Below are 11899 nucleotides of genomic sequence, written 5' to 3'. Positions count from 1 at the left end.
GCCGTACGTCCGGACGCCCTTGCAGGGCTGCCCCGCTACCGGGTCAGTCGGTCCATACGTCCCACCACTGCTGTGACTGGAAGTTCTTCTGCCACAACTGGACGCGGGCGCCGTTCCCCAGGACGTTCGCGTCACGGTCCATGACGATGTTGCCGCCGCCGTAGAAGCGGGCGTTGTAGAAGGCACGGTCGCCCGAAGGGTGCGACCAGCTCTGCTGCGATGTGTTGTTGCAGTCCCAGATCTGCACCTTGGTGCCGTTGTTGCCACCCCCGTTGAGGTCCGCGTCCAGGCACTTGCCGGGGAAGCGGTAGCTCTCGAGCGCGCCGTTGTTCCAGAGGTACCAGCGTTGCTGGGTGGTGCCGTTGCACTGCCAGATCTGGACCACCGTGCCGTTGGCGCCGCCGTTGGCGTCGACGTCCAGACACTGGGTGGTGGGACGTTTGGCGAAGTCGTTGGTGATCCAAACGGCCTGGTTCAGCAATCGCTGCGGCGCCGCGGCCGTCACCCCCTGCGGCTGCGCGGTCCAGTACACCGGGCGGGGCGCCGCCCCGGCCCCGACGGCAGATCCTTCGGCCGCGCCGGCAGCGGGCGTTGCCGCCAGTACGGTGGCGAAGGCGACGGCGGTGGCCGCGGTCCCTCGTGTGATACGGGACATGACCTCTCCTACCTCATCGGGCGTACAAGGGCCGTTCGGCGGCACACCGAAGACGCACCGGTGAAGTGCGTGCCGGTGCACGGCCGTGCCGTGACGTAGCTCAACACAGCCCGGCGCGGTCGCGTCAGAGTGCCGAACCGGCCAGCGGGCGCGCCCCCCTCGACCTGGTCGGCATGACCGTCGGGCACGCGGGGCGTGCCCGCGGCCGGGCACGGAGCCGCAGCAGATCGCCCGGCCGAGCCGCTGGAGATGGTGGCAGGGGCTCAGCGTGACCTGGTCGGGCCGGGCCGGGCGGTCGGGAAGGACGACGGCGCTCCCGTACTGCGGCGGGAGACGGGTGCCGGCAGCGGTCGGGCCGGCGCCTCCGGACGGCCGCGGCGCTGCATGATCCGGTGTGACCACAGGTGATGGGCGCATGGTGGACAGACTTCGCGTCTCCCGAAAGCTGACCGGAGCGGCCGACTCGGCAGCCGGCCGCCTCCTTTCAGCTCGTGGCGGCCGGAGAGGAGCCGCCGGGTACCAGGAGGCGGGGTTCTCCCGTGCCGTCCGCCGGGACCGACCAGATGCCGGCGGCGCGTCCTTCGCCTTCCGGGAGGGCGTAGCCGACGGTCCCGTCGTCCAGCCAGGCCGCCTGGTCGTCGACGCTGTGCATCTCCGCGAGCGGGCGTTCGCGCAGGTCTGCCAGGTCCAGGACGTACAGCCGCCAGGGTGCGGCGGGGTCGTCGGACACCTTCTTCTTGAAGGCGATGCGGGTGTTGTCCGGTGACAGGGACGGGCATTCGACGTTCTCGCGCAGAGCCTTCGCCGACCAGGCGTGCAGGTCCCCCTCGACGAGGTGGGTGCGGCCCTTGGTCGACACCGTGGCGTAGAAGCGGTTGTCGTCCCGGGCGAAGGTCACTCCCCAGTAGTTGACGTCGGGCGCGTGGTAGCGGGTCCCGTCGATGGTCAGCGGGATCTCCTCCATCGACTTGACCAGGTAGCCGGTGCGCAGGTCGAGGATCGAGGTCCGGGTGGAGAAGCCGGTCGTGGCGTACGAGTCGCCGATCGCGAAGGCCGTCCAGGACAGTACGTTGCCCGAGGCCGAGACGCGGGCCCGGTTGGGGATGCCGGGTACGGTCAGGCGTTTGGTCTCGCGCAGCTGCCGGTCCAGTACGAGGGCCTGGGTGCGGGCCGGGATGCCGGGCAGCTTGCGCAGGCACAGGGCGCGCTCCCCCGCGGCGTAGAAACGCTCGCACGCCGGGCCCCCCGTGGCGGGCGGCCCGCCGGTGCCGCTCCGGCGGGCGACCTGCCCGGTGGCCGAGTCCCGGTAGTAGAGCCCGGGTTCGGCCAGGCTGAACGATCCGTCTGCGGCGGCAGCCGGCAGATCGCGGTGCCTGGCGTGCAGCACGTAGCCCAGGGAGCCGCCCCCGAGCAGCAGGACGGCGAACACGACGAGGGCGAGCCGGCGGAGCTGTGCGGGCCGGTGGTTCACGGTGCCTCCGGTGTGTCGAGGGCGGGTGCGGCGGCGGGCAGAATGCGCCAGGCGGCCGCGAGCGCCCCCGCCAGGGTGAGCGCCGCGGCCCCCAGGGCGGGCCCCTGCCCCCAGAACGTCCAGGCGGCCCCGAAACCCGCGGCGCCCAGCAGCCGGGCCAGCGCCTGGCCGGTCTGGAGCACCGCGAGCCCGCCGGCGCGGCGGTGCGCGGGCAGTACGGGGCCGGCCAGCGCCATCAGGACCCCGTCGGTGGAGGCGTAGAAGACGGCGAGGAGTGCCGGCACCGCGGCCACGGCCGGCCAGGCCACGGGGAGCAACAGGACGGCGTACGCGCCGAGCAGCGCGGCGTGTCCGGCCAGGAACGGCAGCCGGCGCCCGACGCGGTCGGCGATCCGGCCGGCCGGGACGGCGAGCAGCAGGTATCCGGCGGCGGCGCCGAGCGGCAGCAGCGGGAACAGGGCGGGCGGCAGGTCGAGGCTGCGCTGGAGGAGCAGGTAGAGGAAGGAGTCGCCGATGGTGGCGGCTCCGAGCAGGGAGGCGGCGTACAGGATCCGACGGAAGGCGGGATCACGAAGCGCCGCGTGCCGGAGTGGTGTCGGCCGCACCGGTCGCGCGGAGGCCGCGGAGGCCGCGGAAGCCGCGGAAGCCGCGGAGGGGACGTACAGCACGAGCAGGAGCACGCCGAGCAGGCCCGTGCAGAAGCTGACGGCGAACACCGCGTCGTAGGCGTCGGCGGTCGCCCACAGCACGGCGAACGCGGCGAGCGGGCCCAGCAGCGCACCGGTGGTGTCCATGGCGCGGTGCACGCCGAACGCCCGGCCCAGTGACTCCGGCGGGCCGCTGAGCGAGATCAGCGCGTCGCGCGGGGCGGTGCGCACGCCCTTGCCGAGTCGGTCGGCGGCGAGCGAGGCGGCGATCCCCGCGGTGGCGCCGCCGGCGAGGAGCAGCCCGAGCCGGGAGAGGGCGGAGAGCAGGTAGCCCGCACCGGCGACCCTCTTGTGGCGGCCGCCGCGGTCGGCGAGCCGGCCGCCGAGGAGCCGCACGAAGGCGGTGGCCCCGTTGAACATACCGTCCAGGAAGCCGAATTGGAGCGGCGAGAGGCCGAGCCCCAGGACGAGGTAGAGCGGCAGCACGGCCGTGACCATCTCGGAGGAGACGTCGGTGACGAGGCTGACGGCGCCCAGCGCGATGACGGTGGCGGGGACGCGCCGCCGGGCCCCGAGGAGGCGGGGCGGCGCGTCCGGGCGGCCGGTGTTGGCCAGGTACATCAGTGGCAGCTGTACTTCGGGCTGGTGTCCTTGACCCCGTCGGCGGCGACGTAGGTCCAGCTGTAGCCCGAGTCCGTGAAGTCGAGCTTGAGGACCCCGTACTGGCCGCTGATGCGCTTCTGGCTGTTGGGCTGCACCTGCTCGATGGGGTAGGGCTCGGCGCCGCCCATGCCGCCGACGATCTCGACGATCCCGTCGGCGGCCGCCTTGCCCTCGGGGTTCTGGGGGGCGAACCGTTCGTAGTGGTGGTCGTGTCCGTTCAGGACCAGGTCGGCCTTGGCCCCGTAGAGGATCTTCCAGACGGGCTTGGAGACGGGGTCGTTGCCGTGTCCGCCCGAGGAATACAGGGGGTGGTGCCAGTAGGCGGCGATGCACTTCTTGCCGTTGGCGGCGAGGTCGTCCTTGAGCCAGTCGATCTGGGCGGCTTGGTCGAAGGCGTTGGAGTCGAGGGCGATGAAGTGCCAGTTGCCCTCGTCGAAGCTGTAGTAGCTCTTGCCCTGCGGGTAGGCGATGTTCCCGAAGTACGCTTTGTATCCGGCGAGGGAGCCGGCCGGGTCGTACGTCTCGTGGTTGCCGGGTACGGGGTGGGTCTTGGCCTTGAAGGCGCCCCAGCTCTTGTCGTAGTAGGCGCGGAAGTCGGCGATCCGGGCGTCGTCGTACTGGTTGTCGCCCATCGTCAGGTAGAACTTCGGGTCGATCTGCCGGGCCAGGGCGGCGGTCTTCGGGTGCGCGCAGCCGCTGTCGGACGCCGTGCACTGGGCGGCGATGTCACCGGCGGCAACGACCGTGAAGGCGCCGCCGCCCGGCGGGACGCCGTCCACGGTGCCGTACACCTCGGCCTCGAAGAGGGAGTAGCCGTACGCCGTGCCGCGCGCGGTGCCGTACACGCGCAGGTACCTGCCCTTGCCGGAGAGGCCGGCGAGGTCGTCCGTGCCGCCGTTGCCGGCCTTCTCCTCGGCGATCCTGGTCCAGTTCGTGCCGTCGGCGGAGACCTCGACGCGGTAGGCCTTGGCGTAGGCGGCCTCCCAGGTCAGCTTGACGCGGGAGACGGTGGCGGCGGCCCCCAGGTCGACGCGGATCCACTGCGGGTCCTTGCCCTCGACGCTGGCCCAGCGGGTCGAGGCGGAGCCGTCGAAGGCGTTGGCGGCGCCGAGGGAAGAGCTCTCCGTGGAGGAGGCGGTGGCGGGCTTGCCGCGCGAGATGAGCGGGTCGGCGGCGGCCCCGGCCCGGCCGGGCCAGGCGAGGAGGAGCCCGGCGACGAGCGCGAGTACGGCGGCCACGGTCGCGAGGAGGAGGGCGGGTCGCAGCCGACCTCTTGATGTGGGGGATGGGGCGGAGGCGTACAGGTGCATGCCTGGACTCCTTGGCTGGGAAACGGCGAGAGCTGGACACCGGTGCGGAGAGCGCCGCCCCCGGACCATGGGGGCGAGCAGGGGGCAGCGTCACGGCGGCCGGGTCAGAGCTCTCGCTGAGCGCGTCATGCCCATGGCATCAGGCACCGCGCCAAGCCGCCGTCGGGGAGCGTAGCGGATAGGAAAGTTTCCTACCAGTGCTTCAACGCGCCTGTCGGCAGGGGCGGATGGGGCCACGGCAGCACAGGAGGGGGCCTCCCCCGGGCGGTCTCCACGACGTGGCCTTGCTGGACCAGCCGGCCGATGACCACGTGAAGCGCCGCAGGTTGCCGGGCTCGACCGTGAGGACGGCGCTTCGCGGCGGGCGGCGCCGTGCGCCGGGGCGGTCAGTACGGCGTGGGCGTGGCAGGCGGGCACGGCGGACGGGTTCGTGGTGGGCTTGCCGGCCAGTCAGCGCCGGGGAGCGGGCGCCGTCAACCGGCAACGCGCCGCCGCCTCCCGAGGGGAGCCGGGAGGGCGGCGGGCCCGGGGGCATCCGGAGCCGCACCGCACGCCGAGGCATCGGCAGGCAACGGTCAGGCGTGAGGTCAGGGGCGGTCCAGGGCCCAGGTCTGCAAGGCGTAGGGCCGCCCCTTCTCGTCGCCTTCGATCAACGGGACGTCGAGCAGGCGGAAACCCGCCTTCACGGCGACCGCAACGCTGGCGGCGTTCTCGGCCTCCAGCTCGAGGATCACCTGGTCCACGCCCAGCTGCTCGAAGGCATACGCGGCCATCACGCGCACCGCCCGTGGGGCCAGCCCCTGGCCGCGGTGGGCCGGTCCGACCGCGTAGCCGAGTTCCGTGCCCTCGGGGGCGCGTCGCAGCATCACCTCGCCGAGGGGTTCGTGTCCGTCGACGGTGATGGCGAGCAGGATGACCGTGCCTTCGGCCCGCATCCGCCGGTCCCGTTCCAGCCGTGCCCGGGCTGCCGCTTCGTCGAAGGGCGAGACGAGGGGCGTCCAGTACGCGACGTCGGGGTCGTCGAACAACGCGGGCATGGCGGCCAGGTCCCCTTCCGTCCAGTCGCGCAGGACGAGGCCTTCCCCGGCCAGTTCCATGCGATCGGGAAAGGACGACGTGGTGCTGCTCATGGCGGGGTGGCCTCCCTGGTCGGTTGTCGACTGGGCAGGATATCTGCGGAGCAATCGGCTCCGATCTGCTCCCGCGCCTCGAACCCCGGTGGGGCGGTGTGGCTGAGGCTCCGCCGAAGCCGACGCACGGCTACGGCTACGGCTACGGCTCCTCATGCGCCTCGATGGTGCGGCTCAACCTGGCGCGGGCCGCAGGGCCCCGCCGCACGACCGGGCACCGGCGGTGCCGTGCCCGTCCGAGCGAGGTCTCAGGCCGGTGGACGTCGCTGCACGACATCCGGACCGGCCGCCCGGTGGGGGTTTGCCGGTTACGGGGCCTCCGCAAGAACCTGTTGGCGGGCCACGGCGACCACTGCTACTTTTCCGGAGGCCGTGCGAGAGAACGAGGAGGTGGTACCCGTGAACGCAGTATCGACACGGGTGCTCCCCTCCGGGGTCACGGTCGGGCGGTAGGTCGTCCGGGAGCGCCGCTCAGAGCACTCCCGAAAGGCACGACCATGCAATTCACTTCCGAGCAGCGCCTCGACGACGGCGTCCTCGAACGCGAATTCACCCTCGGCGAGATCCCCGGCACCCTCCGCCGCACCGGCCCCGCTGATCCTCATGGCCCACAACAACGGCCTGCCCAAGGCGGCGTCCCGGCTGGTGGCCCGGGCCCGGAAAACCGCGGCGTTCGGCTACGCGGTGGCCGCCATCGACGCCGCCGGGTGTGGTGACCGGCCCCGTTCCGCCGCCGATGAGCAGGCCCGCGCCGATCTCCGCCGGGCGATGCAGGCCGGAGAGCCGGTCGACGAGGTCTTCGAGTCCTTCATCGGCCCGCTGGTCGAAAAGGCGGTCCCGGATTGGCGGACCACCCTGGACGCCCTCCTGGCCCTGCCCGAGATCGGCGGCCCGGTCGGGTACTCGGGGTGGACCGCCGTCGGCATTCGGCTGGCGGTGGTCGAGCCGCGCATCGCGGCCGCCGGCTTCTTCGCCGGGGGTTACGTGCCCCGCGCCCAGCGCGAAGAGGCCCGACAGGTCACCATTCCGCTGCTGTTCCTGCTGCAGTGGGACGACGAAGGGAACCCCCGGCAGCGGGCCCTCGACCTGTTCGACGCCTTCGGCAGCAAGGAGAAGACCCTGCACGCCAATCTGGGCGGACACGTCGGTACGCCGTGGTTCGAGGTGGAGGACGGGAGCCGGTTCTACGACCGGCACCTGAAATGAGACCGGGCCGTCAGGCCGGCAGCAGACGGTAGGCACGGCCGGCCAGGATGCCGCCCATCGAGGAGGGGTTCCGGCCCTCCTCGATGGGCGGTGGCGGGCAGATGCATGAAGGCCCGATCGCGGCGGTACTGGGCATCGGCGGTACCGGCCGGTGGCCGGAGCCGCCCGCAACCTCCCGGGTGCGGCCGCGGCCGAGTACACGCAGGGCCGCACCTCCCTGCTGCGCCGCGAACCGGTCGGGGTCTGCGCCCAGATCACCCCGTGGAACTACCCGCTGATGAGGGCGGCGTGGAAGAGCGCCCCGGCGATCGCCGCCGGGAACACGACCGTGCTCAAGCCCGCCGACACCACCCCGTCCTCGTCCACGCTGCTCGCGCGGATCGCCTCCGCACACATGCCGCCGGGCGTCCTCAACGTCGTCTGCGCCGACCGCGAGACCGGCCGGGCGCTCACCGCCCACCGCGACGTGGCCCTGATCGCGGTCACGGGCAGTGTGCGGGCACGGCAGGAGATCGCGGCGGCCGCGGTGGCCTGCCTCAAACGCGTCCACTTGGAGCTGGGCGGGAACTCCCCCGTCATCGTCCACGACGACGTGGACGGCGGGGCGACGGCCGCGGCCCTCTGCCGGCGCCTACTACAACGCCGGCCAGGACTGCACCGCGCCCACGCGGCTCCTGGTCCTCCACCGGGTGCGCGACGCGTTCCTCGCGGCCTTCGCGGCATCGGCGCGAAGATGCGCACGGACCCGCCGAGCGAACCGGACGCCGGCTTCGGGCCGCTCGACAACGCGGCCCGGCTCGCTTCGGTACGGGCCAAGCTCGACCGCCTCCCGGCCCACGCCGGGATCGTCACCGGCGGCGCGCGACTCGCCCGACCCGGCTTCTTCGTCGAACCCACCGTCATGGCGGGCGTGCGCCAAGACGACGAGACGGCCTCCGTCTCCTCGGTTCATGCTGTGAGCTCCGTCCGACTGACTCCGGTGTCCACGCAGTCCATCGCCCCAGCGCCGGGCCCGGTTCGGACCACCGGTGCGCTATCCGGGTCACTTCCGGACGTCCCCCGAGCGGGAGACGCTCGGTGGGGGTAGGTCGCTTCGCGCAAGGTCACCCTTGGGATCCATGAGGAGATCAGCTGTGTACGCAGTGATTCGGCGTTACGAAGGAGTGACTGACCCGGGCGAGGCAGGACGCCGCGTGGACGAGGAATTCGTGCCCCTCCTCCGCCGGGTCCCCGGTTTCGTGGCTTACTACTGGGTGGACGCCGGGGACGGAGTGATGGTGTCCACCAGCATCTTTGAAGACCGATCCGGGGCCGATGAGTCGGTCAAGCAGGCGGCGGACTTCGTAAGGGACAACCTCGCGCCGCTGCTCCCCAACCGTCCTCAGGTCACAGCCGGCCCTGTTCTGGCCGCCGGCTGACGACCTGTGAAGTGGGCCGCGACTCCGCAGCCTGCGCGGGGCGTGGCGGCAGGCGCCGGGCATTCGCGCCGGGTCCTCGTGGTGGCCAGTCGGGGGCCGGGTCCTCGGCGAGGAGCGGCCGGAGGGCGCCGAGAACCGCTCCGATGCAGACATCGCGCAACTGGTTGCGGGTGCAGGTCTCGTGGGTGAGCCAGTCGACGCAGAGGATCTGTACGAAGACCAGCCAGCTCTTCAGGACGCCGGACACGGCCTCGCCGGCACTCTCGTCCACGAAGGGGAGTACGGCCAGCAGCCGCGCCCGGAGCGCGTCGAGCTCGTTCGTCATGATCGTCTGGATCACCGGGTCGCCCGCCAGGGCCTGGTTCGCGGCGAGGACGGCGTTGCGGTTCGCCACGAAATAGTCGAGATGGACGTCCATGCCCTGGATGAGCTGTTCCACGAGCGAGTCGGCCGGGGCGAGCCGCGTCTCGGCGAGCAGCTGGTCCGCGGCCTGCTGGTAGACGGCTGCGAAGAGGGCTTTCTTGCTGGGGAAGTGACGGTAGAGCAGGGCCCGTGAGACACCGGCCTCTTCGGCGACCTCCTCCATCAGTACGTCGGCGTACGGGTGGGCGGCGAAGAGCCGTGCGCCGACGGCGAGGAGTTGGGCGCGGCGGTCGGCCGGAGCGAGTCGCTGGCGAGGAGACATGGACCCAGTTTAGTTGACATGTGTCTACTACTGCCTTCAAGGTGGTAGTAGACGCATGTCAACTACGCTCCGCCGAAACGGCTTGGAGGGACCATGTCCAGGGCTCTGCGCGTACTCACCCAGCTGATGGGCTGGGCCTGCGTGGCGATCGGCCTGCTCCACGTGACACTCGGCAACGCCGCGATCCCCGGCGCCGGTTCCGCCGGTGCGACGGTCGACAGCTGGGGCCGGTTCATGGGAGCCGTTTTCGTCGGCTACGGGCTGGCCTGGCTCTGGGCGGCACGGCAGCGTCCGATCCCGGCTCCGGCGGTACGGTGGCTGGCCGGCGTCTTCCTGCTGGGCGGCGTGGGTCGGGTGCTTTCGCTCGCCGTGCACGGCTGGCCGCAGTGGTTCCAGATCGTCCTTGCGGCCATCGAACTCGGCATGCCGCCCGTCTTCTTTTGGCTGGCCGACGCGGAGGAGCGGGAGCTGCGCAGCGACGCGGAGGCCGTGCCCGCCGGGTGAGGAACGCGGCTGCCGACCGGGGCTGTGCCGAGCTGCCATCGAGGGCGTGGCTCGGCCGAGCCGGAGCGCTGACACGGGACTCCGCCGTAGCCGTCCAGTCGACCGAAGCGGACCCCGGTCAGGCAGGAACGGCAGAGCGCTTGCCCCTGCAGTGCTTTCGTTTCCGTCGAACTCTCCTGCGGCGGCTTGCTCGATCGCCTCGGTCAGAAGGGACTGTGCCCCGCGGGTGACGACCCGTTGGCGGGTTCGCCGAAGCCGTCACGGGCGCCGACCATGTGCGTGGCAGCGTGGCTGTGCCGAGCGGAATGGACGGGGTCTCGCGGTACCGCACTGGCGCCTCCTGGCCTGTCGTTGGTAGGTGGGAGACCGCATGGCCGCGGCGCCATACCGCGACTTTGCCAGGTATTTACTGAAGTTGTGTCAGGCCGGACAGGGCCGAGGCGTCTGGTTGCCCACAGGCCCTGAAAGCGTGCACACTTGCGCGAATTCCGGCCGGGCGCAGCGTCGCACCCCACTGCCCACCTGCCTGGCATTCGCCGTGCCGGCCATCAGCAAGCCAACGGGAGCAAGGTTGAGCACATCGGGAACTGCCCGCCGGCAGGACCTCCACGACCTCAGCGACGCACAGCTCTGCGCGCTGCTCCGCGAGCGGGACTCGGCGCCAGGTGCCGATCTCAGCGACGTGATGGGCGAGGTGTTCGCCCGTCACCACGACGCCGTACTCGCCTACGCCCGCACCTGCTGCCGCGACCTGGCCACCGCCGGTGACCTCGCGGCCGAGGCCTTCGCCCGCACCTATCGGGCGGTCGCCTGGGGCGCCGGCCCCGAGTATGCCTGGCGGCCGTACCTGATGACCTGTGTGCGCCGGGTGGCAACCGAATGGGCACGCCGCGGTGCCCGCACACAGCTGTCGGACGACTTCGACACATGGGCGGCCGGCCTGTCCGACGACCAGGACGTCGAGGGCGCCGCCCTGTTGGCGGAGGAGGGCTCGCTGGTTCTGCGAGCGTTCCGGTCGCTGCCGGAGCGCTGGCAGGCCGTGCTGTGGCACGTGGTCGTCGAACACGAGCCCGCGGCCGAGACCGCCCGGCGCCTCGGGATTTCGGCGGGGGGCGTCGGTTCCCTGGCGGCGCGCGCCCGGGAGGGCCTGCGCGAGGCGTACCTGCGCGCCCACCTGGACCAGAGCGCGAGCGACGAGTGCCGGCACTACGGCGGCCAGCTCGCCGCCGCGCTCCGCCGACCGGGCAAGCGCGTCACCCGGGACCTGGGACGGCACCTGCAGGCGTGCGACGCCTGTGCCCGGGCCGAGCGTGATCTACGAGCGGTCAACAGCCGGCTGGGCGCGCTGCTGCCGGCCGGAATCCTGCTGTGGCATCCCGCCTCCTCCGCGCTGTCCACCGGTGTGCACGGCGCCCACCACCTGGCAGCGGCCAAGCTGGCGGGGATCAAGGTGGCCGCAGCGCGGTTCGGCGCTGCGAAGTGGACCGCGGCGGCGGCCGTCGCGGGTACGACGGTGACCGCGTTCGCCCTGCTGCCGGCCGAGGACCGGCCCGAGCGGGCCGCCCCGACGCCCACCGTCGCGAGCCCGAACCCGAACCCGAACCCGGAGCCGAACCCGTACCTGCTGCCGTCCCCGACGGACTCGACGCCACCGATCGTGTCCATCGGCGCCGCCGTGTCGGCCGTCGCCGCCCCATCCGCCCCCGACACTCCCACGCCGTCCTCCGCTTCGCCCTCGCCGGCCCCCTCCCCCACCGGCCTGCCGTTGGTCAACACCGGCTCGGGGCTGTGCGTCGGCTTCGTCGGCAGCGGTTCCGAAGGACCGTTGAAACTCCAGCCGTGCACCGGCGACGCGTCCCAGGGCTGGCAGCGCCTGCCGACGGGCCAGGGCACGTACCAGTTCCGGAACACGGGCACCGGCACCTGCCTCGACGGAACCACCTCCGGCGGAAACGTCGTCGACGTCACCCTTCGCACCTGCCGCTCCGGCACCGGCCGTGAGACGCAGCTCTGGAGGTCCGAGCCGGTCGGACGATCCGGCGCCTTCCGGCTCTGGTTCGTGCCACCGGTTCCGAAGAGCGACTACGCCGACCACCTGCTGGGCCCGCGGAACTGGCCGAAGTCCGATCCTCCGCGCCAGGGTTCGGCGCTGGTACAGCTGCCCAACTACTACAACTCCGTCAGTTTCCTCTTCACCCTGGGATGAGTCC

The 11899-nt window shown here is 72.1% G+C and carries 9 protein-coding genes and 3 pseudogenes; 6 read left to right on the top strand and 6 right to left on the bottom strand.

The genetic code is table 11. The features are described from left to right. Positions 1–43 precede the first annotated feature (43 nt). The 5 genes from IF09_RS45070 to IF09_RS0131680 form a co-directional block, all read right to left on the bottom strand. The gene (locus IF09_RS45070; protein ID WP_030301633.1) at positions 44–655 is read right to left on the bottom strand and encodes an RICIN domain-containing protein; all 612 of its coding nucleotides are present in this window, start codon (positions 653–655) and stop codon (positions 44–46) included. A 484-nt stretch (positions 656–1139) separates the two neighbouring features. Continuing rightward, positions 1140–2126: a hypothetical protein gene (locus IF09_RS0131695; protein WP_030301631.1), complete on the bottom strand. Its 987-nt coding sequence runs from the start codon at positions 2124–2126 to the stop codon at positions 1140–1142. After that, positions 2123–3394 (bottom strand): MFS transporter, encoded by a 1272-nt coding sequence (locus IF09_RS0131690; protein WP_030301629.1) that lies wholly within the window; start codon positions 3392–3394, stop codon positions 2123–2125. Before IF09_RS0131690 ends, IF09_RS0131695 begins: the two co-directional genes overlap by 4 nt. After that, the gene (locus IF09_RS0131685; RefSeq protein ID WP_030301627.1) at positions 3394–4746 is read right to left on the bottom strand and encodes a discoidin domain-containing protein; all 1353 of its coding nucleotides are present in this window, start codon (positions 4744–4746) and stop codon (positions 3394–3396) included. Before IF09_RS0131685 ends, IF09_RS0131690 begins: the two co-directional genes overlap by 1 nt. Positions 4747–5333: 587 nt before the next feature. Beyond that, positions 5334–5876 carry a GNAT family N-acetyltransferase gene (locus IF09_RS0131680; RefSeq protein ID WP_030301625.1) on the bottom strand — a complete coding sequence of 181 codons (543 nt, stop codon included), beginning with the start codon at positions 5874–5876 and terminating at the stop codon, positions 5334–5336. 497 nt (positions 5877–6373) lie between these two features. Between IF09_RS0131680 and IF09_RS40940 the strand changes: the two are divergent. The 4 genes and pseudogenes from IF09_RS40940 to IF09_RS0131660 all read left to right on the top strand — a co-directional run bounded on the left by IF09_RS40940 (position 6374) and on the right by IF09_RS0131660 (position 8500). Then, positions 6374–7082 (top strand): annotated as a pseudogene (locus IF09_RS40940) (alpha/beta hydrolase). A 151-nt stretch (positions 7083–7233) separates the two neighbouring features. Then, positions 7234–7644, top strand: a pseudogene (locus IF09_RS48630) (aldehyde dehydrogenase family protein); the annotation flags it as partial. Continuing rightward, positions 7574–8169, top strand: a pseudogene (locus IF09_RS48625) (aldehyde dehydrogenase family protein). The pseudogenes IF09_RS48630 and IF09_RS48625, both read left to right, overlap by 71 nt. A 106-nt stretch (positions 8170–8275) precedes the next feature. Then, a complete protein-coding gene (locus IF09_RS0131660; protein ID WP_234321217.1) occupies positions 8276–8500 on the top strand; it encodes a hypothetical protein in 225 nt (74 codons plus the stop codon). Here the strand turns inward: IF09_RS0131660 and IF09_RS0131655 are convergent. Continuing rightward, the gene (locus IF09_RS0131655) at positions 8469–9185 is read right to left on the bottom strand and encodes a TetR/AcrR family transcriptional regulator (RefSeq protein ID WP_078613567.1); all 717 of its coding nucleotides are present in this window, start codon (positions 9183–9185) and stop codon (positions 8469–8471) included. The genes IF09_RS0131660 and IF09_RS0131655 overlap by 32 nt on opposite strands. 93 nt (positions 9186–9278) lie before the next feature. On the opposite strand from IF09_RS0131655, the gene IF09_RS0131650 reads away from it, so the two are divergent. After that, positions 9279–9689 carry a DUF4345 domain-containing protein gene (locus IF09_RS0131650; RefSeq protein ID WP_030301617.1) on the top strand — a complete coding sequence of 137 codons (411 nt, stop codon included), beginning with the start codon at positions 9279–9281 and terminating at the stop codon, positions 9687–9689. Between the two features lie 571 nt (positions 9690–10260). Beyond that, complete coding sequence (locus IF09_RS42110) at positions 10261–11895, top strand: sigma-70 family RNA polymerase sigma factor (protein ID WP_051833193.1); 1635 nt, start codon at positions 10261–10263, stop codon at positions 11893–11895. Positions 11896–11899 lie beyond the last annotated feature (4 nt).

This window comes from Streptomyces katrae (assembly GCF_000717655.1).
GTDB classification, from domain to species: domain Bacteria; phylum Actinomycetota; class Actinomycetes; order Streptomycetales; family Streptomycetaceae; genus Streptomyces; species Streptomyces katrae_B.
This window is presented reverse-complemented; position numbering and strand designations above follow the sequence as displayed.

Excerpts from the sequence above, each read along its gene's own strand:
- IF09_RS45070 (WP_030301633.1), bottom strand. The coding sequence starts at position 655 with ATGTCCCGTATCACACGAGGGACCGCGGCCACCGCCGTCGCCTTCGCC.
- IF09_RS0131690 (WP_030301629.1), bottom strand. The coding sequence starts at position 3,394 with ATGTACCTGGCCAACACCGGCCGCCCGGACGCGCCGCCCCGCCTCCTC.
- IF09_RS0131685 (WP_030301627.1), bottom strand. The coding sequence starts at position 4,746 with ATGCACCTGTACGCCTCCGCCCCATCCCCCACATCAAGAGGTCGGCTG.
- IF09_RS0131680 (WP_030301625.1), bottom strand. The coding sequence starts at position 5,876 with ATGAGCAGCACCACGTCGTCCTTTCCCGATCGCATGGAACTGGCCGGG.
- IF09_RS0131655 (WP_078613567.1), bottom strand. The coding sequence starts at position 9,185 with ATGTCTCCTCGCCAGCGACTCGCTCCGGCCGACCGCCGCGCCCAACTC.
- IF09_RS0131650 (WP_030301617.1), top strand. The coding sequence starts at position 9,279 with ATGTCCAGGGCTCTGCGCGTACTCACCCAGCTGATGGGCTGGGCCTGC.